We start from the raw sequence: 22,768 nt of genomic DNA on the forward strand, positions 1-22,768 counted from the left end.
GCATTAACTTTAGCAACGATAACTGTCACCCTTGTTTTAAATTTGTAAATATTTTAGTTTTCAATTCAATGAAAGTTTTATTCAAAATGAGTAGAGGTTTTCATTCATAGTTTGTTTATTCAAAAGAGTACTCAGCCCTATTTTGTAAAATAAACAATAAGATAAAGAAAAAATCACAGGTGTGGGTTATCGTTAGTGAGCATGTAAATTATGCAATATGACCGTGTCAATTAGATGCTATTATATCTTACAGATGTAAAATATAACAAACATTAATTTATCACGGTCAAGAATTGGACGTTCAGTATGTTGCTCAAACAGTTAGGCTAAACGAGAGCTGGCAAGTTGAGTTAACTGCCATAGACCCAAACGATATTGGTTATCTGGTAACTTGTTAAGCGCTTTTTGAGCTAAGCGAGTTTCTTCCAATGCACGCTCACGGCAATATTCTAATGCGCCAGATTCTTTAACCAAATCAATCAGTTTAGCGGCGTCATCGACTTTACCCGTCTGTACTGCGATACGAAGGGTATTGAACTTATCCCTATCTTTTTCTTTTAATAGGCGCAATGCCACAATCGTTGGCAAGGTGGGCTTGCCTTCTGCTAAATCGTCGCCTAAGTTTTTACCCATGACCTCAGCGTCGCCACTATAATCGAGCACATCATCAATAATTTGGAACGCATTACCAAAGTGTTGACCAAAGTCGCTAAAGGGCTGCATAAAGTCAGGACGATCTCTTAAGATAGCCACACCGCAAGTTGCCATCATAAATAGGCGAGAGGTCTTGCCATCAATGATGCGCATATAATCATTTTCAGTGGCTTCAGGGTTGTGCTGATGCTGTAATTGCAGCACTTCGCCCTCAGCGATATCACAGGTGCCATCCGAAAATAGCTGCAGTAAAGGTAAGCTCTGAAAGCCGACTAATAAGTTAAAGGCACGTGCGATAAGATAGTCGCCTACCAAAACTGCGGTTGGGTTATCCCATGTTGCATTAGCGGTAGGACGACCACGGCGCAGGCCTGACTCATCAATCACATCATCGTGTACCAACGTCGCTGTATGCAGCATTTCAGTAATAGCTGCTAGATGCATTGCGTCTTCAGATTGTTCATCTTGGCATAGGCGAGAGCATAGTAAGGTAATCAGCGGGCGCATACGCTTGCCGCCAGCATTAATCACATGCTGAGAGACATTCATTACCAACTGAACTTTAGAATTTAGGCTACCAAAGACCTGCTTATCCATGATGGCAAAGTCATCGGCGATGATTTGCTGGATGTCGGCATAATCAATAGAGGTTTTAGCACGGGTATCATTAGCGGCAGCGGTTGGCTTTGAATCGAGGTCGGCTGAAATGTTATTTGATAAAGTCATATTATATAGTCAACTGAAATTGAATAATTGAGAGTTATTATTGGTCATCATCCTATGGTATTCATCATACTGAATGAAGCACGAATAAACGAGACATAATATAAATAGGTGACACATTTAGGCTAGATGAGCCTAATTAAAGCTTAATAAGGGTTATTAGTTAACCATGTGGCACAAGTAAAACAAAAGCCCCACCAACAGCGATTTTATAATGATAGGGTTAAGGCTAAGTATTTTAATATAATTTTACCTAACATATCGTTTGATTATCGTTTTATCGTCAAATTCTATAGGCTATTATTGAATTAATAAGAAACTTTGGCTAATTCTTTGGTTAATTAATAATGAAAAGCATCATAGCATAGGCTTTATTTGCAATCATCTCTTGCAATTAGCGCTCAAAATGCGTAAAATTCTGCCTTCATATTTAAAGCTTATAGCAGTAAACAGGTATCCAAAAGTGGCTCGCCACTTATTATTAAACCCTGACGCTATGTTTGCTTTTTTTTCTGTAACTTTCCCTGTCGTGACCGTAAATCAGGCAAAAGCTGAAGTGTTATTTGATTAGCATATAGATAGATGCTTTAGATAACCACGGCACACGGGTTAAACGGAGTCATAAGATGTACGCAGTTATTAAAAGTGGTGGTAAGCAGCATCGTGTAAACGTTGATGAACTACTAAAAGTAGAGCTTCTTAAAGCTGAAAAAGGCGAAACCATTAAGATTGAAGATGTATTAATGGTTGTTGATGGCGATGATTATAAAATTGGTCAGCCAGTTGTTGAAGGCGCAAGCGTTGAAGCTGAAGTAGTAGAACACGGTCGCGGTAAAAAAATCCGTATCGTTAAGCATAAGCGTCGTAAACATTATCATAAAGAGCAAGGTCACCGTCAGTGGTACACGCTTCTTAAGATTAAAGCAATTAATGCTTAATAGCTGGTCTTTACCTTTATAGTGATTATATAAACAGTTACATTAAACGTTTTACAGTACAAATGTAGTGCTTTAAGATGAATTATCGATTGATTATGTAATCATCAAGTTTTATAAATTAGTCTCAGTAAGGAGATTTCTCATGGCACATAAAAAAGCCGCAGGTTCAACTCGTAACGGTCGTGACTCTAACCCTAAAATGCTTGGCGTAAAAGTATTTGGCGGTCAAGACGTTGTGGCTGGTAACATCATCGTTCGTCAACGTGGTACTGAATTCCACGCAGGCACAGGCGTAGGCATGGGTCGTGACCATACTCTATTCGCTTTAACTGATGGTGTTGTTAAATTCGATACTAAAGGTAAATTTAACCGTCGTTACGTTTCTGTTCAAGAAGCATAATCAACGATATCAGCATTTGGCTACTTGATAGTCAAACTCGCTGAATGGTTACTATTTTACTAGGTCGTTTTAACACCAGTAAGTAAAAAAGCTCTGATATTTATATCAGGGCTTTTTTATTGTATTTGTATAGGTATAAACTGCATAAATAGATGACCCAAATAATATAAGCTACTTTATTTAAGCCTAATAATCACATAACCATAAAAAACAAAAACGATAATTCACAAATTAAAGGTGAGTAACTATTGAATTGGGGGTTGTGTGATAGCTGGGTAACAAGCGAGAAGTTTTCTTTGCAAATATCGTCTAGTCACGTAATAAAAGAACTGGCACACTGTGCAACAAGTTACGGTGACTTGTAGAGAGCCCATTAAACACCATTAATTCGAATGATAATTAATCCAATCAATAAGCGATAGATAAGATTTAGCGACTCAATCAGCGACTATTTATTTGAAGTCTTGTTATTTGGATACTTGTTAAACTTAAAGGAAAAATGATTATGAATACTATCTTAAAGAAAATGATGAGCACGACTCTAGCTGGCGCATTGGTATTAGGCGCACCTATGGTGGCTGTATCACAAGCAGCGCAAGCGGCAACAGCAGCGGACAATCTAACCGCAGCTAAGCGTCTAAACGCGCTACTTAAGAACACCAAAAGCATGACTGCTAATTTTACTCAAACGACGAAAGGTTCAGGCAGCAACAACAGTGGTCTTAGCGCAAAAAATGGTACCTTCTCAGGTAATATGAGTCTACAGCGTCCAAATAATTTCCGTTGGAATATTACCTCACCTTCAGAGCAGCTTATTGTGACTGACGGTAAAGCCCTATGGGTATATGACAAAGACTTAGAGCAAGTGACCCGTCAGAATGCGGATCAGCAGTTAGGTAACACGCCTGCTTTATTACTATCAGGTGACCCAAGCAAGATTGCGAAAAACTTCAAGATTACTCAGCCAAATGGCAGTAAGAACTATTACGTGCTATACCCTAAATCTAGCGACAGTAACTTCAAAAGCTTAGCAGTTAGTTTTAGTGGTGGTAAGCCTGTGATGATGGTACTCAATGATTCGCTAGGCCAAGTAACTTCTATTAAATTCAGCAATGTGAAAGTAAACAATAGCATCGCTAGCAGCCAGTTTAAATTCACACCCCCTAAAGGTGTTGACGTTATTGATCAGTAATCCTAGCCTAGCTTAGTTATAGGTGCAAACCTGGCTGTCTTTTAAAACAATTAATTTAAACAAGTCAGCAATTGTTAGCGTATGATAAGCCGGATAGTAAAAAACCCAAGCCCAGTGCTTGGGTTTTTTGATTTATAATAAGGGTATAGAATTAGACTTATCAGCAAGCAATGAGATAGGGGACAGTATGACTGAAAAAGTAGACAACAGCTCAAATAAACGCTCAGAGCAAAAGCGCTCGATAGAAACCAAATGCAAAATCCTAGATGCAGCCTTAAAAGAGTTTGCGTCATCAGGCTTTGAGGGCGTGTCTACCCGTGCGATAGCCAGTAGAGCGGGCGTCAACCATACTCTTATTACGCATCACTTTGGCAGTAAAGAGGACTTATGGAAAGCGGCTGCAAAAGCGATTTTTGAGACCTATACCGAAGAGTCCGAAAAGCGAATCTCGACCCTTGGCGATGTAGACGAAGATGTTGTTGTCTATGAGCTGCTTAAGCATTATGTTGAATTTAGTGCTCAGTTTCCTGACTTTCACCGCTTTATGATGCAGGCTAATCAAGGAGATTCTGATCGCCTCAACTGGTTTACGGATCAATACATACGCCCTAATGCAGACTCTGAGCTTAATTTATTAAAGCAAGCACAGCGCTATGGATTAATGCCTAAAGGCGACAGCTTGCATATTCGTTATATTTTTATTGGTGCGGTCAACTCTATTTTTACCTTTGCGCCGCAGTTTGCACGTATCTCTGGCAAAAATCCTTTTTCAGAAGAGGTTGTTCATCAGCATATTGAGTATATTTTCTCTATCTTCAAGCAGCCTAATAGACGCTACTAGCCGTCCTTGGCGAATAGCATCAGTCCTATCATAATAATTACAATACCGATAATACCCATCATTGAGGGAAAGGGGTTGTTTAGTAATACAATCCCGCCAATTAAAGCAAAAACCACTTCACTGGCCTGCGTCGCATCCACGCCCGCCATCTCACTTGAGGTCTGAGCCTGCTCACGCGCATACAAAAATATACTGGTGGCGATGACGCCAGAGAGTAGCGCAACCAATGCAATACTAATAATTTGACTGGTGTCTGGCAATTCTGGACGTACAACCAAACCGAGCAACACCCAAAATGGTAGACTACCCAACTAGCTGACCAAAACCAATGACCGCCTGCAGCACTCATCAGCTCATTTAATACATAGGTCGAACTAAAGAAGGTACTGGCAAGTAAGGTTATTAAAATGAGCCTAATCACGAATTACTCCTTTGGTTCGATGCTCTACTTATTATAGATTTAATTCATTGCAGCGCTTATTATTTTCCTTTGGCATCTGCCCAAATAATTTTGTGTAGCTGCAATTGAAAGCGGACAGGTAAGGCGTCCTTTAGTATCCATTCAGCCAATTCACGGGCTAAATTCGGCACATCGACATTGGCCACATCGCCTGTGGCATCCTCATGAACATTAAACATAGGTGAAAACCAAACGGTGCCTACTTTTTTGTCCAGTTGATATTCAGCTAGCTTTTGTTTTGCCCACTCATAATCACTGTGATTCATAATCACAAACTTTAGCTGATCATGCTGAGTTAGGTAATCGAGGTTTGACCATAGGTTTTTATCTTGTTCGCCGCTACTAGGCGTCTTAATATCCATTACTTTACTGACCGCTTCAGGTACCTCAGCGACTGATAAAGCACCTGCTGTTTCTAATGAGATATTATAACCGTCAGCAAGCAATCTTTGCATTAGTGGAATGGCATTAGGCTGAGCCAGTGGTTCACCGCCCGTGAGGCAGATACGCTTACAAGGATATTGTGCAATCTCCGCCATAATTGCATCTAATGATAAGCGCTCACCTCCAGTAAAGGAGTAAGTGGTGTCACAATATACACAGCGCAGAGGGCAGCCAGTCAGACGTACGAAGACAGTCGGCAAGCCTGCGGACAGTGCTTCGCCTTGCAGAGAATAAAAAATCTCCGTCATGCGTAGACCGGCTTCTGGGTCGGTAACGGGAATAGACTGGCTACGAAGGGGCGTGATTTGGGTCATAAGAAGATGCCTTGATAAATTTGGCGATTGGCTAAGCAAGCAGAGAATATCTTATAAATAGGTCGCTGAAAATTAAAGCTTTGGTAAAGAATAAAGGTGCTTAGAATTATCTAAGCACCTTGTTTATTATCAGGTTGTATTAGTTTATAAGACAACCATAGACGGCAGAATATGGTAGAACTACCTAAGTGTCTATTTTATCTACAATGAATCATTTAACAATTATGCTAAACGTAGTAATTCGTTGATACTGGTTTTTGAGCGGGTTTGTGCATCAACTTTTTTTACGATAACGGCACAGTATAAGCTGTGAGAGCCATCTTTTGAAGGTAGGCTGCCAGAAACAACAACAGAGCCTGCAGGGACACGGCCGTAATGGATTTCACCGGTTTCGCGGTCATAAATCTTAGTTGATTGACCGATGTATACACCCATTGAAATCACTGAACCTTCTTCAACGATAACGCCTTCAACAATCTCAGAGCGCGCACCGATAAAGCAATTGTCTTCAATAATGGTTGGGTTGGCCTGTAATGGCTCTAATACACCGCCAATACCAACGCCGCCTGATAAGTGAACGTTTTTACCGATTTGTGCACATGAACCAACGGTCGCCCAAGTATCAACCATCGCACCTTCATCAACGTATGCACCAATATTGGTGTAGCTTGGCATTAATACCACGCCTTTACCGATGAATGAACCACGGCGGGCAACAGCAGGCGGGACAACACGAACGCCAGCATCGATAAATTGCTGCTCAGTCCAATCAGCGAATTTAGTCGGCACTTTGTCATAAAACTGTAGATGCTCACCTGTTTGCATTGGGTAGTTGTCATTTAATCTAAACGATAATAGCACTGCCTTTTTTGCCCACTGATTGACAACCCATTCGCCATCTTTTTTCTCAGCAACACGTAAGCTGCCATTGTCTAATTGTTCAAGAACGTTATTTACCGCATCTTTTACGTCTTGTGGCATGGTGCTTGGGCTGTAGTCAGCGCGTTTTTCAAAAGCTTGTTCGATAATTTGTTCTAGTGACATGTTTTTATCCAAATAAATGAGTGTGAAAATTAATCCAACTAAGGGCGATAATCGTGCCTGTCGTATTGTCGCTAATTTCTAACGGTTTAGCAAATTTAGAGCCGTACTAACCGGTCTTATCTATGCCCGTATACTAGCGATGCAAACTGATATTTGATATCACTTAATTTGGGTCAATAACCTATGCTTTAGCAGTGTTATTTATCCATTCTAAAATGTCTTGATAAACCATCTGGTTATCCGTCTCATGTAAAGGCTCATGACGCATTAACGGATAAAGTTGCTGTGATATATGGGTAAATCCTTGCTTTTTCATACGTTTGGTAAGTTTGCGAATACCTTTGCCCATATTACCAATCGGATCTTCTTCACCGCTCACAAACAGCATTGGAAAATCATGGTCGATAGTGGCTGACCATTGTTTGTTCAACCCCTGATCCATAAGACTAAATAAGGTATAAAATCCATTGTTGGTAAAATCGAAACCACACAGTGGGTCGCTTTCATACTCGGCAGTGGCTTCAGGATTACGAGAAATCCATGCATACTCTGAATTTGATGACTTATCTTTGATTTTACTATTTAACACCTTATTCATGGTTCTTGCGAAGACAGAGTTGGTCATTCTTGGCTGCAGTTTATTTAAGGCCTTAGTAATAGGCAGTAATCCTTTAACCAGTGGATTGTTATCACTGGTGCCCATCAATATCGCGCCGGCAAAGTCATGGCTGTGTACTTGTAGCGTGTTACGTATAATAAATGAGCCCATCGAATGACCCATAATAAAGTGCGGTACGTCAGGATATTGTTTCTTTAAGGCATTGGCCATGATAATGACATCTTTTAATAAGGTCTGTACCGGATGCTTTTTCTCAAAGAACCCCAGGTCATCACTATTGGCGATACTGCGGCCATGACCAAGATGATCATAGGTCAAAACAGCGATGCCATTGTCTGCTAAATACTGAGCGAATAGCTCGTACCGGCCACTATGCTCTGCCATACCGTGGGCAATCAGCAGCGTCGCTTTGACCTTATTTTTTGGCTCATAAAAGGTATGGTTGAGCGTATGAATTTGATCAGATGATAGTAGGGTCTTAGCCATGGGAAGTCCTTTTAGGTAGCTTTTTTAAGTAAAGCGGTTTAAGTAATTCAGTGGATAGTTATTAGAATAGTTTTTATCAAAATGATTTTTATCAGAATAGCTCGTGAGTGAAGAGGCTGAAATAAAAAATATGCAACCTAAGTGGAAGCAACGCGGTAGCGATTTTCACTCAGGCTGCATCTATAATCATACGCTATGCTGTATCAGTTTTAATTATTATATTATAGTGTTATAAATAACTAAATTAACGCATAGTAAATAAATCAAATCTGTTTTTATTAACAACCAAATTTAACACCTTCCGCTTCTGCAGCCAGTGCTTTTTTGCTACGAACTGGTGCAGGGCAATCCTCACCATAGTACTGACGATCAGCGAAGTAGCTTGAGCGAACCATCGGGCCTGCCCAAATGCTAAAGAAGCCAATTTTCTTACCATAGTCCATATAACGTTGGAACTCATCTGGATGCACATAACGCGCAACTGGGGCATGGTTCTTACTTGGCTGCAAATACTGACCAATAGTAATCATGTCTACATCGTGCGCTTTTAAGTCATCAAGCAGAGCGTAAACCTCTTCCTCGGTTTCACCAAGGCCAACCATAAAGCCGCATTTGGTTGCGATATCTGGACGACGTGCTTTGTACTGTTGAAGCAAATCTAACGAATGCTGATAGTCTGAGCCTGGACGGAACGCTTTATATAAGCGAGGCACGGTTTCGATGTTGTGGTTAAACACATCTGGCGGTGTCTCAGTTAATAAATCTAAAGCCACCTCCATACGGCCACGGAAATCAGGCACTAAGATTTCGATTAAGCAGTTTGGGCTTAATGCTTTTGATTCATTAATCACATCCACAAAATGCTGCGCGCCGCCATCTTTTAGGTCATCACGGTCAACAGAAGTAATTACCGCATATTTCAGACCCAAACCTTGAATGGTTTCGGCAGTATGGCGTGGCTCATCTTTATCTAAGTCATTAGGACGACCATGTGCCACATCACAGAATGGGCAGCGGCGAGTACAGATATCACCCATAATCATAAAGGTCGCGGTACCGTCACCGAAGCACTGCGGCAGGTTAGGGCAGGCTGCTTCTTCACAAACGGTATATAACTTTTGTTTGCGTAGCGTCTTTTTAATGCGATCGACTTCAGCCGGCGATGACATCTTCACGCGAATCCAATCTGGCTTCTTAGGCGCTTCTACTGTCGGGATAACTTTAATTGGGATACGCGCAACTTTATCATATCCGCGTAGTTTCTCTCCCTTGACTGCCTTTTTGGGTTTCGGTTTGGCTTCCGGAACGAATGTTTCTACAGCGTTTGTCATAATCGATTCTGTCCTAACCCATACTAGTATTAGGGTTTATTGGTTTGTAAAAGTGTCTGTTTTATAGCGGCTATTATAGCAGATATTGAGTTCGGCACCGACAATTCAACTCTTCTGTGTGTAGCAGTGGCGTTACTTTTTAGATGAATTAAAATCAGTAAATTTCTGATTAAAGATGTCGAATAACGAATTGCCCTAATGAATAGGTTAATCGTTATCGTTTAATATTAATTTCCCAAACTCTCTAAAATAAGGTGAATCAATATAAAAACAAGATCAGTGGAATATAAACGCTGTCAGCCCTGAATCTATTACTACCATTTTTAAAATAAATAACGGATATCGCCTTTCTTATCAACCGCTTTACAGTTTCGTGATTAACTTTTTGAGCGTTTTGCGCTATATTAGCACAAAGAGTTCAACCCACCTGCAAGGTACCGGCAGCCCCACTATTTCACTGCAATCGATTGATTGACACAGTGGATGTCCCTGTGGATGCTACCCAACCTGCATAAAATTATCAAAGAGGACGCTTATTGTGTTAGACGCATATCGTAAACATGTTGAAGAACGTGCCCAACTAGGGACAGTACCCCTTCCATTATCTGAGCATCAAACTGCTGATTTAGTTGAATTATTAAAGAACCCACCAGCGGGCGAAGAAGAGTTCTTAATGGATTTGTTGGTTAACCGTGTACCAGCGGGTGTTGACCAAGCAGCCTATGTAAAAGCGGCCTTCTTAGCGGCTATCGTAAAAGGTGAGGCGACGTCTCCACTTATCGATAAGAAAAAAGCTGTTGATATCCTAGGTACCATGCAAGGTGGTTACAACGTGATGCCTTTGGTTGAGGCATTAGACGACGCTGAGCTTGCCGATAATGCAGCAACAGCACTTAAAAGAACACTGCTAGTCTTTGATGCATTTAATGACGTGACTGAAAAAGCAGAAGCGGGTAACGAGAAAGCGAAAGAAGTCATTCAATCGTGGGCAGATGCTGAGTGGTTCTTGAACCGTGCAGAAGTACCACAAAAATTGACTTACACAGCGTTCAAAGTTACTGGCGAAACCAACACTGATGACCTGTCACCAGCACAGGACGCATGGAGCCGCCCAGATATTCCACTTCATTCATTGGCAATGCATAAAAACTCTCGCGACGGCATCCAAGCTGATGAAGAGGGTGTACGTGGTCCAATGAAGCTTATTGAAGAGCTTAAAGGCAAAGGCCATCCATTAGCATACGTTGGTGACGTTGTTGGAACTGGTTCAAGCCGTAAATCAGCAACTAACTCAGTACTTTGGTTAATGGGTGATGATATCCCTAACGTACCAAACAAACGTGCTGGTGGCCTAGTATTAGGTGGTAAAATCGCTCCTATCTTCTATAACACTATGGAAGATTCAGGCGCACTACCTATCGAAAACGTTGCTGTTGATAACATCGATATGGGTGATGTATTTGATATCTATCCACACGACGGTAAAATCACTAAGCATAACTCTGATGAAGTATTATCAACGTTCAAGCTTAACTCAAACACCCTTCTTGATGAAGTACGTGCCGGTGGCCGTATTCCATTAATCGTTGGTCGTGCATTAACTAATCGTGCTCGTGAGTACATGGGTCTTGAGCATTCAGACGTATTCGCTAAGCCTGAACAACCTGCTGATTCTGACAAAGGTTTCACCCTAGCTCAGAAGATGGTTGGTAAAGCATGTGGTATGGAAGGCGTACGTCCAGGCATGTACTGTGAGCCTAAGATGACGACAGTTGGTTCTCAAGATACTACTGGCCCTATGACACGTGATGAGCTTAAAGATTTAGCCTGTTTAGGTTTCCAATCAGATTTAGTAATGCAGTCTTTTTGTCATACTGCCGCCTATCCAAAACCAGTTGACGTCGAAACTCAGCACACACTACCTGATTTCATCATGAACCGTGGCGGCGTAAGCTTACGTCCAGGTGATGGTATCATTCACTCGTGGCTAAACCGTATGCTTCTTCCAGATACTGTTGGTACTGGTGGTGACTCACATACTCGTTTCCCAATGGGTATTTCATTCCCAGCAGGTTCTGGTCTGGTTGCATTCGCAGCAGCGACTGGTGTTATGCCACTAGATATGCCTGAATCTGTCCGTGTTCGCTTCGTTGGTGAACGTCAGCCTGGAATTACTCTACGTGACCTAGTACACGCAATTCCATTACAAGCGATCAAAGAAGGTTACTTAACCGTTGATAAGAAAGGCAAAATCAACGAGTTTAACGGCCGTATCTTAGAAATTGAAGGTCTAGAAGACTTAACCGTTGAACAGGCGTTCGAATTGTCAGACGCATCAGCTGAGCGTAGTGCTGCAGGTTGTACTATTACGCTATCTGAAGAGTCAGTGACTGAGTACTTGAAGTCTAACATCACGCTACTTAAGTGGATGATCTCTGAAGGTTATGGCGATGCACGTACGCTAAGCCGCCGTATCGAAGCGATGGAAGAGTGGTTAGCTAACCCAAGCTTAATGCGTGCTGACGAAGATGCAGAATACGCAATCGATATGACCATCGATATGTCACAAATCAATGAGCCAGTTCTATGCTGCCCGAACGATCCAGATGATGCTAAGACACTGTCTGACGTTGCTGGTGACAAGATTGACGAAGTATTCATCGGTTCTTGTATGACTAACATCGGTCACTTCCGTGCCGCTGGTAAACTACTTCAAGAAGTACCTGCTGGCAGCTTGAAAACTCGTCTATGGATTGCACCACCAACTAAGATGGATGCACGCCTATTGATGGAAGAAGGGTATTACAATACTTACGCTCAAGCGGGCGCACGTACTGAGATGCCAGGTTGTTCACTATGTATGGGTAACCAAGCACGTATTGCTCCAGGCTCTACGGCGGTATCTACTTCTACTCGTAACTTCCCGAACCGTCTAGGTCAAGGTGCTAACGTATATCTGGCATCAGCTGAGCTTGCTGCGGTTGCTGCGGTACTTGGTAAACTACCTACTAACGAAGAATATCAGCAATACGCTGGCATGCTAAACAGCATGGGTGACGAAGTATATCGTTACATGAACTTCGACCGTATGGAAGAGTATACTGAAGAAGCAGACAAAATTAACGTGGCACAACTGTCATAAGTTGACCAACTAAGCGTTAATTTTTAGCTAAAAAAGACCTCGTATCTTAGGATTCGGGGTCTTTTTTATTGTTTTTCTATGAGCGATGAATGACAAAGGGCTAATAAATGCAATAATCACAAGACATAAACACTCAAAACAGCAGTTTTTATGGACTTGATAAGTGTGTGGTCTATATACTGTGACTCAACATATTATTATACCTGTCCTTCATACTATATAGATGAGAGTCACCTCCATGTCATACCAATTTTCAGATGTCATCACCGAACTTAAGCCATCTTTTGTGCGTGAAATACTAAAGCTCACCGTCAACAAAAACATTATCTCTTTCGCGGGTGGCTTGCCTGACCCTGAGCTATTTCCGCAGCAAGATATCCAAGATGCTACAAATCTGATGTTTGGTAAACATAAAGAGTCGTTATTTCAATACTCGACAACAGAAGGGCACAGCGGTCTGCGTCAATGGATTGCTGATGAATTTGCAAGAAATCACGGCGTAGAGGTCGATTTAGAGCAAGTGATGATTGTTTCAGGATCGCAGCAGGCTTTAGACTTGGTGGGCAAGGTATTTATTAATCCACAAGACACGGTCGCTATGGAAAGCCCAAGCTATCTTGGCGCGATTCAAGCTTTTAGAATGTACAGTCCTGCTTTTGCTGAAGTGCCATTGGCTCAAGATGGCGTGGATGTTGAGAAACTTGGTGAGGTATTAAACAAGCCAGAGACCAAGTTCTTTTACGGTATTCCAAACTTTCAAAACCCCACCGGCGTGACTTACTCGGCAGCCAAAAAAGCAGCTGTGGCTGAGCAGCTCAAGAGTTCAGGTAAGTTAATGCTAGAGGATGACCCTTACGGATTTTTACGCTTCGAGGGCGACAGCACATTAACCAGACCTATTTATGCGCTAGCGCCAGAGAATGTCATCTATATGGGCTCATTCTCAAAAATATTCGTACCAGGCTTTAGGCTTGGGTGGGTGATTGCACCGGCTGAGATTATCAAAAAGATGGTGATTGCTAAACAGGCAGCTGATTTACACACTAACTCATTTGTACAAGCCATTCTGTTTGAGTATATCGAAAACTATGATTTGCATGCGCATATAGATTTGATTAAAACTACGTACGCTCAGAAAAAAAAGTGCATGGTTGAAGCAATTCAGACGTATTTTGGTGAAGAGATTGAGATTTATCCTAGCTATGGCGGTATGTTTATTTGGGTACGTATACCGGGTATCTCATCTATCGAATTTTTAAATGATGCAATTAAAGAGAATGTGGCCTTTGTACCAGGGGAGGCTTTTGCCTTATCTGACGGCTATCAAGAATTTGTACGTTTAAACTTTACCAGTCTTAATAATAATCAAATTATTGAAGGCGTTAAGCGATTGAAAGGTGCGCTTGATGCTTATCGTCAAAAGGCTGACTTTTAAAATGAGACATTTGAGTTAAGTTACAGAGATTATATACAAAAAAAGGAGCAGGCTGAAATTATCAGTCTGCTCCTTTTACGTTTCAGCTTTATTTGTTCAGTGGTGTACTTTTAAAATACGCCCACTAAATGAATTAAAGCATCAGTGACAACAAGCGGTTTATTTATTATAAACCGGCTTCCTCTTCTCAATAAAAGCTGTCACACCTTCCAAAAAGTCATCAGTTTGTGCCATACGTACTTGCTGTAATACTTCCATATCAAGCGCCTCATTCAGCCCTGAATAAGCGTGTGTATTAAGCATATGCTTCATGGTCGATAACGATTTGGCTGGCATGGCACTTAAACGATTGGCCAGTTTCAATACAGCGTCATCAATCTCTTCAGCGCTCACCATTTCATTGACTAGATTTAAATCTGCCATGTCTTGTGCTGTAATTTTATCACCCAGCATAATCAGCTCGGTGGTTTTAGCGACACCGACCAATTGATTTAATAAATATACTCCGCCTGCATCTGGTACTAGGCCAATATGAACAAACGCCTGTACAAATTTAGCGGTATCCGTGGTAATACGAAAATCACAGGTTAAGGCTAAGTTCATGCCTTCGCCTATAACGGCCCCTTCAAGCTTGGCAATAATAGGCTTATGAATTTTACGTAGTTTTAGGCTAACGTCGCCGGCACCAGCGACCATCTCTTTGATTTTCTCTGACAGAACCTCTTTATCTAAGCCGCCTGCTAACATCTCTTTGATATCGCTGCCGCTTGAGAAGTTACCGCCGGCACCTTGTAGTATGATGACTCGAACATCATCATCAGCGCCGGCATCATCTAAGGCTTTTAGGATATTATTCTTCAAAGGCGTGCTAAAGGCGTTCAAACTTTTAGGGTCATTTAAAGTAATCGTGGCAATATGATTGTCTACGCTATAGAGCACTAAATCTTGAGATTCGGTCATAAGTGGCATCCTAACTAATGAGAGAGAAGAGGGCAGGGAGCACTGGCATAGTACTAAGATAAATCGCTACTACGTGATGATTATGCCAGTATAAAGAAGCATAACTTAGGGGCCATTTAACATAGCCCCTGATTAACATAGCCCCTAAGTTATGAGTTCACGATAAAACAGTTTACTAAAGAAATTTTTGGTTATCAAAGCAAAGGATTAACTAAATGTTAACTAACTTAGCATCTGAATAAAGCGATCGACCTGCTCTTCAGGAGTTGCCCACGACGTCACTAAGCGTACGATACTATGACCATCATCAAGCTCTTCCCACTCGTAAAAATCAAACTCTTGCTTTAAGGTACTAATAAGCGCATGCGGCAAAATGGCAAAGACTTGATTGCTTTGAGCGGGCACGTAAAGCTTGTGTCCTTTTCGCTGTAGACCTTCAGCAAGTTTGGCGGCCATCGCATTGGCATGTTTGCATAGTTTCAAATACAAGTTGTCTTTTAATAGCACTTGGAACTGCAGCGCTAATAAGTAACCTTTTGCCAGTAAACCGCCATGTTGTTTTAGATAAATATTAAAATCAGTGGCGATTTTTTTGTTAGGAATAATTAAAATCTCACCAAACATAGCGCCCATTTTCGTACCACCAAACCAGAACACATCAATCAATTCTGCAAACTCTGCGAAACCTAGAGTGCGGGCATCTGGATTGGTATGGCTGTGTGCAATCGCTGCACCTAACCGTGCGCCATCCATGAATAGATACATATTATTAGCACGGCAATAGTCTGATAAGGCTTTTAATTCTTCATAACTATAAACAGTACCAAGCTCAGTGGTGTTAGAGATATAAACCGCTTTGGCACGCACCACATGAGGCGCGAAGCTATGACGCTTACGGATAGTGTCGACCGCTTCTACGGTTAGCTTACCGTCTTTTGACTCTGCCAAAATAACCTTGTGGCCGGTCGCTTCAATTGCACCAGCTTCATTAACCGCAATATGACCTGTGTTACATGAAATAATACCGTCAATAGGCGTTAGCATGGCAGCGATACAGACTAAGTTAGCTTGTGTCCCTGTGATACCAAAATGAATGGCAATATCATCATTATTTAGCTGCTGACGAATGGTGTTTCGTACATCCGCAGAATAGTCATCAAATCCGTACCCTTTATGCTGCTGCAAATGAGTATCTTGTAGTGCATTTATAATATTAGGATGGGCGCTTTCGCTATAGTCGTTTAAAAAGTGAAACATAACTTAGTTTTAAACTCTCTTATTGATAGGGTGTGTGAACAAGCCCTAGTAATGATAAAGTTAAAAGGAGCTGCTAACACAGGGTTAAGCAGCTCCTTTACGCAAAATAGTCAAAATGGTTATCCATAAATAAGTAATTATTATAAAGCAACTTTTTAACAGATGACGATTCTAACTGGCCATTGGCTTTAGGACTTACATAATAAATACGTTTTGACGTATGAATCATAGAAAACCTGACGTTTAACGGTGAGTTTACTCCTAAACAGTGATGACATTACTCATCATTCTCAAAAGCAGCATCGGCCATATAATGTTCTGGCGTTAGGTTAATGAATCGGGTGTACTGACCCTCAAAAGCAAGACGTACTGTACCGATAGGACCGTTACGCTGTTTACCAATAATAATTTCAGCCACGCCCTTAAGGTCGGAGTTCTCGTTATATACCTCATCACGGTAAATAAAGGTAATCAAATCGGCATCCTGCTCAATAGCCCCTGATTCACGCAAATCCGACATGATAGGGCGCTTGTTAGGACGGTTCTCTAGACTTCGGTTAAGCTGAGACAGTGCGATTACCGGACAGTTTAATTCACGCGCCAATGCCTTTAAGCTTCGTGAAATCTCCGAAATCTCTTCCACTCGGTTACCACTTAAGCTCGGTACTTTCATTAGCTGCAAGTAATCGACCACGACCATGCCCATTTTGCCATCGTGATTTTTGGCGATGCGGCGACAGCGTGAACGCAGCTCTGAGGGCGGTAGAGCGGTACTGTCATCAATATACAAATGCTTATCTTGTAAATGAGTGATGGCATTCATCATACGTGCCCACTCATCTTCATTCATTTGTGCAGAGCGCAGGTTGGTCTGGTTAATCTGACCCCACGAAGATAGCAGACGCATCACGATAGACTCTGCGGGCATCTCCATTGAGAACACCACAACTGGTAAATTCTCATGGAATAATACGCCCTCTGCTAAGTTCATCGCAAAGGTGGTTTTACCCATAGATGGACGGGCAGCAACAATAATTAAATCGCCTGCCTGCAAACCCTGAGTTTTGTTATTAAGCTCAGTAAAGGGCGTTTTTAGACCAATCATGCCATCAGGATTGCGCTTTAATTCATCCATTTGCTCGACAACGTTGACCAGTACGGAGCTAACCTCCATTGGGCCGCGCTGCTCGGCACGCTTATTATGTTGCTCATTAATGGCGAAAATCTTAGACTCAACTGTGTCTAATATGTCACTCACGCCGCGCTCTCTTGGATCGTAGGCAAGGGCCAGCATCTCGTTACCTGCAGTAATGAGTTGGCGCAGGGTAGATAACTCACGCACACGCTGTGCATAAGCGGTTAGGTTAAACAGCGTGCCTGGGCTTTGGGTCAAGATATCAGCAAGGTAGCTTTCACCGCCAGCCGCTTTTAGCAGCTTTTGTGAGCTTAACCAGTCATGGACCATCACTGTATCATAGGGCTCACCGGCTAATGCTAAATGCGAAATCGCAGTATAAATATGCTGATGGCGACCGGCATAGAAGTCATCTTTTGAAACGATATCAGAGACTCTATCAAAAGACTCTTCAATACTCATCAAAGAGGCAATCAATGCTTTTTCAATATCGATATTGTGTGGCGGCTGCTGGCTAAGCAGGTCGGTTAACCCCACATCATTGTTCTCTTGCTTGCTATCTGTTTTTTTCTTACTCTCTGCCATAGTTATCAAGTCTTAATCAATGGTTAGATATGTGTGCAAGGATAACTGCGTCCTTAGTAATCTGTTCGAGTTGGTTTAATAATAAAGGTTTGTGTTAGGGGCTTTGGCAGCTAATCTGCCGTACATTCATTTTAAAGCGTGTGTATTAAAACTATCTGTCTTAAGCTAAAGCGTTATCTAAATTTCTTTAAAAAGGCGGTTTGAAATATTAATGTGAGAAAGTGAGTCATAAATATAAAATATAAGGAGTTAAATAGGTCATCAAAATAGAAAGTAACTTATTCAAGGCAACAACCTACAATTAAGGTTTGAATGAAAACGCATTACAGGTTAAGGTTTATTGGGATAAACGTCTATTTATAGCGTACCCATGAATGCCAAGTATTTAGATGAGAAGTGAGATTTATAGGATGCAAATCTCTAATGCTATTATTACTAGGCGCTATCAAATTCTTGAGTGCTTCTTTATATAAAGTTTATCACATTGCATCGAGACGAATGACAAATAACACATAATAATTGAAGACACTGGGGTCACAATGACAGCAATTAAAACGCAGGCCAGTCATAGCATTAATGACACAAATTCTATGCCACATAGTGCACCGCAGCCACATACAGCCACATCAAAATCTGCTTTACCGATTGTCCTAACGACCGGTGAGCCTGCGGGCATTGGTATGGATATCTTATTACAGCTTACAGAGCAAAAAGCTCTCGATAGATTGCAGCGTGACATCATTGTACTGGCGGATGAAACAGCGTTAAAAGAACGTGCTATTCAAATATATGGCGCAGAAAATATCTCAAAGCTTACGAATGGTTGGCAACGTATTGCAACTATTAATGAGATATCAGCTGCGGACAATCCTGCCGATTATTTACATCAAGCGTTAGCAGCTCATGCCCATTTAAATGAATCAGACAAATTAGATGATGATTCAAAAACTGCAGACCTACAAAAGCCAAGCTTTTATTTGATTGATGTACCTTGCAGTAGTCCGGTTGTGGCAGGCAAGCTTGATGTTAATAATGCCGATATGGTGATTGAGCAGCTTAGTTTAGCGCATGCTTTGGCTTATCGTGGCGGCGCAGCAGCTATCGTAACCGGGCCGCTTCAAAAATCTATCTTGATAGAGGCGGGGCTAACACTAGATGACGGCAGTATGTTTACCGGTCATACTGAGTTTTTTATGCAAAAAAGTGGCTGTGATAAAGTGGTGATGATGCTAGCAAATACCGTAATGAAGGTAGCGCTAGTGACCATTCATTTGCCGCTAAGAGAAGTTGCGGATGCAGTAACGCCAGAAAACGTCAGGCAAACAGTACAGATTGTACTCGATGATTTAAACAGCAAGTTTGGGCTGATACATCCGCGTGTCTTGGTCTGCGGACTCAATCCTCATGCTGGTGAAGACGGATACTTAGGTAGGGAGGAGATTGAAATCATCAATCCTGTGCTACGTGAGTTCCAAGAGGAGGGCCATGATATCTCCTCCACCATGCCGGCCGATACCTTGTTCACCAGCCGTCATTTAAAAGACTGCGATGCAGTGATTGCCATGTATCATGACCAAGGGCTGCCAGTGCTTAAGTCACACGGATTTGGCGATACCGTCAATCTGACATTGGGGCTGCCGTATATTCGCACCTCAGTCGATCATGGTACAGCATTAGACTTGGCAGGCAAGACGGCAGGTGAGGGGCAGGCAAGTAGTAGTAGCTTGTGGCAAGCGCTTAAAATGGCGGATGAGATGGCCAGTGCCCAAGCAAGGATTTTGTAGTAGCCTTGTTGAGAAGTAGCCCGCTAAATTGTGCTAAACTAAGGTTTTTCCCTACTGATAGTTATTAATTTATGACCCAATCTGATTCTTCAAAGCATCCACTAGATGCCACCCTAAAACGCAGTGCAAAGCATCAACCCAGAAAGCGTTTTGGTCAAAACTTCTTGCATGACTCAAGCATCATTAGTCAAATTGTTGACTCGATTAATTTAAATAGAGATGATAATTTGGTTGAGATTGGTCCTGGTATGGGCGCTCTCACTGAGCCACTGCTTGAGCAAGTCGATGCTATGACCGTCATTGAGCTAGACCGCGACTTAGCCAGTAGTTTGCGTATCCGTATTGGTGCTAACAGCCATGAGCATTTCGATATTATTACTGCCAATGCCATGAATTTCGATTACGCCAGCTTATATGATGCGGACAGCGAGAATCCTAAAAAACTGCGTGTGGTGGGCAATCTTCCTTATAATATTTCGACGCCGCTACTGTTTAAACTGCTTGATTATGCAGATATTATTGAAGACATGCATTTTATGCTGCAAAAAGAAGTGGTAGAACGTATTACCGCTGATGTTGGCAGTAAAATTTATGGCCGTCTATCGGTAATTATGCAATACTTTTGTGAAACTCAGTATTTGCTAACGGTGCCAAGAGGGGCATTTAATCCGCCACCAAAAGTCACCAGTGCGGTATTTAGATTGCGTCCGCATCAACAAAAACCAGTACAAGCAGCTGATGAAAAGCTATTTGCCTTAGTGGTTCGAGAGACCTTTAATCACCGCCGTAAAACCTTACGGGCTATTTTTAAACAGTCATCACTCATGCCGACGCTCACTGATGAAGATTTAGCGACCATAGGCATTGATGGCAATGCACGTCCAGAGACCTTAGACGTGAAGCAGTTTGTTGAGTTGACCAATTTGGTTATCGAAAAAACGCAGTAAGTCGTTTGAGTTGGCCAAGTCATCTGAAAACTAGGTCAGGGCAAGGGCAGTGTCAAAGATGGCGCAGTGACAAAACAGGGTAAATAGTTAAGGGAATGGGCAGTTAAGATAAAAACTAATTTTAAACTTAATTTGAGGGGTTATATGACTTATAGAGCCGAGTATGTGATCGGAGATTTACAAGGATGTTATGCCTCTTATCTCGATTTGTTAGATAAGCTCGCGTTTGATCCGAAGCAAGATAAGTTGTGGTTTGTTGGTGATATTGTCGCACGCGGAGAAGACTCTTTGTCCACACTAAGGCATGTGAAAATGTTGTGCGAACAAGGTGCGGCAAGCACAGTACTTGGCAATCATGATATTAACCTTATCGCAGTTTGGCGCGGCTTTGCTCCGCTAAAAAAGAAAGACAAAACGGAAGCTATCTTAGAGGCACCAGATTGTGTGGAGCTGTTAAACTGGTTACGTCATCAGCCTATTATGGCGTTTCCTGATAAGGATACGGTGCTGGTTCACGCCGGCATACCGCCGCATTGGACCATCAAACAGGCGCATCATTATGCGCGTGAAGTTGAGGTGCAGTTATCAAGTAGTTTGCATCAGCTAGATAGACTCTTGCCGAACCTTTATAGCGGTGAGGCCGATGCTTGGTCAGATAGTCTACATGGCTTTACGCGTATTCGAGCGATTACCAACTATTTCACCCGTATGCGCTTGTGTAAGCAAGATGGGTCGTTAGAATTTAGTTTTAAATCAAGCCTAACCGATGAGATGCCAGATAGCTTTAGACCTTGGTTTGAATGGCAAGTGCCGCGCGAGCGTAAAATATTGTTCGGGCATTGGGCGGCTTTAAAAGCTGAAATCGACTTGCCACATGCCAGAGCATTAGATGGTGGCTGTGTTTGGGGAAATTGTATGGTGGCGTATCGCTTAAGCGATGGCAAGATTATCAGCACCTCTGAGGGATGCACTGGGGATTAAACCTAGAATTATCTTAGCTTATCGATAGGGCTAATATATAAAGGCACAAAGTAAAACTCTGTGCCTTTTTGATATAAATTATCTATCAGTCGCTAGTCACTTATAGACTAGACAGTCATTGAACGTGTTTATTGGGCCGTCAAACCACCGTCAATAACAAACTCAGAACCCGTTGAGTAACTTGAGTCATCAGAGGCTAAAAACAGTACCATACCGCTGACTTCTTTTGGATCTGCCACGCGTTGTAGAGGAATACTTTTAGCGAACTTTTCAACGGAGTCTTTGGTATCGCCCTGCATGATCATTGGCGTCGCAATCACACCTGGATGCACTGAGTTTACACGAATGCCATGTGGCGCTAGCTCTAAAGCAGCGGCTTTACTCATACCACGTACAGCAAATTTTGAATCAGTATACCCAATAGCACCGCCGACTAAGCCATTAATAGAAGAGATATTAATAATTGAACCTTTTTTTGCCTCTTTCATAGTAGGGGCAACCGCTTTTATTCCTAAAAATACCGATACTTGGTTAATCTCAAGAATACGTCGATAGTCCTCTAATGAGGTATCAAGTAAAGATTTTGCCATAGTGATACCCGCATTATTGACCAGTACATCAATACCACCAAAGGTCTCTTTTGTTTGCTTAACGACCGAATCCCAGTCATCTTCATTGGTCACATCATGTTTGATAAATAACGCATTATCACCTAACTCTTTGGCCAGTTTGTCACCTTTATCAGCATTAATATCAGTTAATACAACTTTTGCACCCTCAGTTACGCAAAGGCGGGCATGGGTCTCGCCCATACCTTGAGCCGCACCAGTAATGATGACTACTTTGTCTTGTAAACGAGCCATATTGCTCTCCTTTTATTATTCATTTTTATATTATTAATCACATATGTTTTAGCATAGTTTTTATTAGAACGTCGGTGCGCTAAAGCGCCATAAAAGACCCAGATAATATATAAAAACATAGTGTATTGATGTTAGCTCAAATCCCTAATTCTTGTGTTATTGTTTGTTGGGTTTGGATAAACAAAGGTGAGCTGCTACCTGATTTGAACTTTAGTTAAGCGGACTATTTTAAA

18 protein-coding genes and 2 pseudogenes are annotated in these 22,768 nt (G+C 41.8%); 9 read left to right on the forward strand and 11 right to left on the reverse strand.

Annotated features, from left to right (window positions below; translation table 11 throughout):
• Window positions 1-321: 321 nt before the first annotated feature.
• Window positions 322-1,251: a polyprenyl synthetase family protein gene (locus AC2SLO_RS05975; RefSeq protein WP_486540945.1), complete on the reverse strand. Its 930-nt coding sequence runs from the start codon at window positions 1,249-1,251 to the stop codon at window positions 322-324.
• 752 nt (window positions 1,252-2,003) lie between these two features.
• Here AC2SLO_RS05975 and rplU point away from each other — a divergent pair.
• The 4 genes from rplU (at window position 2,004) to AC2SLO_RS05995 (ending at window position 4,748) form a co-directional block, all read left to right on the forward strand.
• Entirely contained in the window at window positions 2,004-2,315 is a 312-nt protein-coding gene (gene rplU / locus AC2SLO_RS05980; protein ID WP_486540791.1) for a 50S ribosomal protein L21, read from the forward strand.
• A gap of 142 nt (window positions 2,316-2,457) precedes the next feature.
• Complete coding sequence (rpmA, locus tag AC2SLO_RS05985) at window positions 2,458-2,715, forward strand: 50S ribosomal protein L27 (protein WP_486540789.1); 258 nt, start codon at window positions 2,458-2,460, stop codon at window positions 2,713-2,715.
• Between the two features lie 505 nt (window positions 2,716-3,220).
• Window positions 3,221-3,907: an outer membrane lipoprotein periplasmic chaperone LolA gene (gene lolA, locus AC2SLO_RS05990; RefSeq protein ID WP_486540787.1), complete on the forward strand. Its 687-nt coding sequence runs from the start codon at window positions 3,221-3,223 to the stop codon at window positions 3,905-3,907.
• Between the two features lie 187 nt (window positions 3,908-4,094).
• Window positions 4,095-4,748: a TetR/AcrR family transcriptional regulator gene (locus tag AC2SLO_RS05995; RefSeq protein ID WP_486540785.1), complete on the forward strand. Its 654-nt coding sequence runs from the start codon at window positions 4,095-4,097 to the stop codon at window positions 4,746-4,748.
• Here AC2SLO_RS05995 and AC2SLO_RS06000 read toward each other — a convergent pair.
• The 6 genes and pseudogenes from AC2SLO_RS06000 to lipA form a co-directional block, all read right to left on the reverse strand.
• Window positions 4,745-5,059 (reverse strand): annotated as a pseudogene (locus tag AC2SLO_RS06000) (multidrug resistance efflux transporter family protein); the annotation flags it as partial. The gene AC2SLO_RS05995 and the pseudogene AC2SLO_RS06000 overlap by 4 nt on opposite strands.
• 32 nt (window positions 5,060-5,091) lie before the next feature.
• Window positions 5,092-5,169 (reverse strand): annotated as a pseudogene (locus tag AC2SLO_RS06005) (hypothetical protein); the annotation flags it as partial.
• Window positions 5,170-5,228: 59 nt separating this feature from the next.
• Window positions 5,229-5,966, reverse strand: coding sequence for a 7-carboxy-7-deazaguanine synthase QueE (queE, locus tag AC2SLO_RS06010; RefSeq protein WP_486540783.1), 738 nt, complete (start codon window positions 5,964-5,966; stop codon window positions 5,229-5,231).
• A 222-nt stretch (window positions 5,967-6,188) separates the two neighbouring features.
• Window positions 6,189-7,010, reverse strand: a complete 822-nt coding sequence (dapD, locus tag AC2SLO_RS06015; RefSeq protein WP_486540781.1) for a 2,3,4,5-tetrahydropyridine-2,6-dicarboxylate N-succinyltransferase — start codon at window positions 7,008-7,010, stop codon at window positions 6,189-6,191.
• 181 nt (window positions 7,011-7,191) lie between these two features.
• Window positions 7,192-8,115, reverse strand: a complete 924-nt coding sequence (locus AC2SLO_RS06020) for an alpha/beta fold hydrolase (RefSeq protein ID WP_486540779.1) — start codon at window positions 8,113-8,115, stop codon at window positions 7,192-7,194.
• A gap of 278 nt (window positions 8,116-8,393) precedes the next feature.
• Window positions 8,394-9,446, reverse strand: a complete 1,053-nt coding sequence (gene lipA / locus AC2SLO_RS06025; RefSeq protein WP_486540777.1) for a lipoyl synthase — start codon at window positions 9,444-9,446, stop codon at window positions 8,394-8,396.
• 538 nt (window positions 9,447-9,984) lie between these two features.
• Between lipA and acnB the strand changes: the two genes are divergently transcribed.
• Window positions 9,985-12,588, forward strand: coding sequence for a bifunctional aconitate hydratase 2/2-methylisocitrate dehydratase (acnB, locus tag AC2SLO_RS06030; RefSeq protein WP_486540775.1), 2,604 nt, complete (start codon window positions 9,985-9,987; stop codon window positions 12,586-12,588).
• Window positions 12,589-12,826: 238 nt separating this feature from the next.
• Window positions 12,827-14,023, forward strand: a complete 1,197-nt coding sequence (locus AC2SLO_RS06035; RefSeq protein ID WP_486540773.1) for an aminotransferase-like domain-containing protein — start codon at window positions 12,827-12,829, stop codon at window positions 14,021-14,023.
• A gap of 159 nt (window positions 14,024-14,182) precedes the next feature.
• Here AC2SLO_RS06035 and AC2SLO_RS06040 read toward each other — a convergent pair whose 3' ends face one another.
• The 3 genes from AC2SLO_RS06040 to dnaB form a co-directional block, all read right to left on the reverse strand.
• Entirely contained in the window at window positions 14,183-14,983 is an 801-nt protein-coding gene (locus tag AC2SLO_RS06040) for an enoyl-CoA hydratase/isomerase family protein (protein WP_486540771.1), read from the reverse strand.
• Between the two features lie 222 nt (window positions 14,984-15,205).
• Window positions 15,206-16,240, reverse strand: a complete 1,035-nt coding sequence (locus AC2SLO_RS06045) for a threonine aldolase family protein (protein WP_486540769.1) — start codon at window positions 16,238-16,240, stop codon at window positions 15,206-15,208.
• A gap of 277 nt (window positions 16,241-16,517) precedes the next feature.
• Window positions 16,518-17,960, reverse strand: coding sequence for a replicative DNA helicase (dnaB, locus tag AC2SLO_RS06050; RefSeq protein ID WP_486540767.1), 1,443 nt, complete (start codon window positions 17,958-17,960; stop codon window positions 16,518-16,520).
• Between the two features lie 539 nt (window positions 17,961-18,499).
• Here dnaB and pdxA point away from each other — a divergent pair.
• From pdxA to AC2SLO_RS06065, 3 genes are all read left to right on the forward strand, one after another.
• A complete protein-coding gene (pdxA, locus tag AC2SLO_RS06055) occupies window positions 18,500-19,744 on the forward strand; it encodes a 4-hydroxythreonine-4-phosphate dehydrogenase PdxA (protein ID WP_486540765.1) in 1,245 nt (414 codons plus the stop codon).
• A 71-nt stretch (window positions 19,745-19,815) separates the two neighbouring features.
• Window positions 19,816-20,691, forward strand: coding sequence for a 16S rRNA (adenine(1518)-N(6)/adenine(1519)-N(6))-dimethyltransferase RsmA (rsmA, locus tag AC2SLO_RS06060; RefSeq protein ID WP_486540763.1), 876 nt, complete (start codon window positions 19,816-19,818; stop codon window positions 20,689-20,691).
• A 144-nt stretch (window positions 20,692-20,835) separates the two neighbouring features.
• Window positions 20,836-21,672, forward strand: coding sequence for a symmetrical bis(5'-nucleosyl)-tetraphosphatase (locus AC2SLO_RS06065; protein ID WP_486540761.1), 837 nt, complete (start codon window positions 20,836-20,838; stop codon window positions 21,670-21,672).
• Between the two features lie 128 nt (window positions 21,673-21,800).
• Here the strand turns inward: AC2SLO_RS06065 and AC2SLO_RS06070 are convergent, their stop codons facing one another.
• Complete coding sequence (locus AC2SLO_RS06070; protein WP_486540759.1) at window positions 21,801-22,535, reverse strand: glucose 1-dehydrogenase; 735 nt, start codon at window positions 22,533-22,535, stop codon at window positions 21,801-21,803.
• Between the last annotated feature and the right edge of the window lie 233 nt (window positions 22,536-22,768).

This window comes from Psychrobacter sp. CX14 (genome assembly GCF_057396205.2).

What these genes read in the sequence shown, in the direction of transcription:
- AC2SLO_RS05975 (WP_486540945.1), bottom strand. Translation starts at nt 1,251, where the DNA reads ATGGATAAGCAGGTCTTTGGTAGCCTAAATTCTAAAGTTCAGTTGGTA.
- rplU (WP_486540791.1), top strand. Translation starts at nt 2,004, where the DNA reads ATGTACGCAGTTATTAAAAGTGGTGGTAAGCAGCATCGTGTAAACGTT.
- rpmA (WP_486540789.1), top strand. Translation starts at nt 2,458, where the DNA reads ATGGCACATAAAAAAGCCGCAGGTTCAACTCGTAACGGTCGTGACTCT.
- lolA (WP_486540787.1), top strand. Translation starts at nt 3,221, where the DNA reads ATGAATACTATCTTAAAGAAAATGATGAGCACGACTCTAGCTGGCGCA.
- AC2SLO_RS05995 (WP_486540785.1), top strand. Translation starts at nt 4,095, where the DNA reads ATGACTGAAAAAGTAGACAACAGCTCAAATAAACGCTCAGAGCAAAAG.
- queE (WP_486540783.1), bottom strand. Translation starts at nt 5,966, where the DNA reads ATGACCCAAATCACGCCCCTTCGTAGCCAGTCTATTCCCGTTACCGAC.
- dapD (WP_486540781.1), bottom strand. Translation starts at nt 7,010, where the DNA reads ATGTCACTAGAACAAATTATCGAACAAGCTTTTGAAAAACGCGCTGAC.
- AC2SLO_RS06020 (WP_486540779.1), bottom strand. Translation starts at nt 8,115, where the DNA reads ATGGCTAAGACCCTACTATCATCTGATCAAATTCATACGCTCAACCAT.
- lipA (WP_486540777.1), bottom strand. Translation starts at nt 9,446, where the DNA reads ATGACAAACGCTGTAGAAACATTCGTTCCGGAAGCCAAACCGAAACCC.
- AC2SLO_RS06035 (WP_486540773.1), top strand. Translation starts at nt 12,827, where the DNA reads ATGTCATACCAATTTTCAGATGTCATCACCGAACTTAAGCCATCTTTT.
- AC2SLO_RS06040 (WP_486540771.1), bottom strand. Translation starts at nt 14,983, where the DNA reads ATGACCGAATCTCAAGATTTAGTGCTCTATAGCGTAGACAATCATATT.
- AC2SLO_RS06045 (WP_486540769.1), bottom strand. Translation starts at nt 16,240, where the DNA reads ATGTTTCACTTTTTAAACGACTATAGCGAAAGCGCCCATCCTAATATT.
- dnaB (WP_486540767.1), bottom strand. Translation starts at nt 17,960, where the DNA reads ATGGCAGAGAGTAAGAAAAAAACAGATAGCAAGCAAGAGAACAATGAT.
- pdxA (WP_486540765.1), top strand. Translation starts at nt 18,500, where the DNA reads ATGACAGCAATTAAAACGCAGGCCAGTCATAGCATTAATGACACAAAT.
- rsmA (WP_486540763.1), top strand. Translation starts at nt 19,816, where the DNA reads ATGACCCAATCTGATTCTTCAAAGCATCCACTAGATGCCACCCTAAAA.
- AC2SLO_RS06065 (WP_486540761.1), top strand. Translation starts at nt 20,836, where the DNA reads ATGACTTATAGAGCCGAGTATGTGATCGGAGATTTACAAGGATGTTAT.
- AC2SLO_RS06070 (WP_486540759.1), bottom strand. Translation starts at nt 22,535, where the DNA reads ATGGCTCGTTTACAAGACAAAGTAGTCATCATTACTGGTGCGGCTCAA.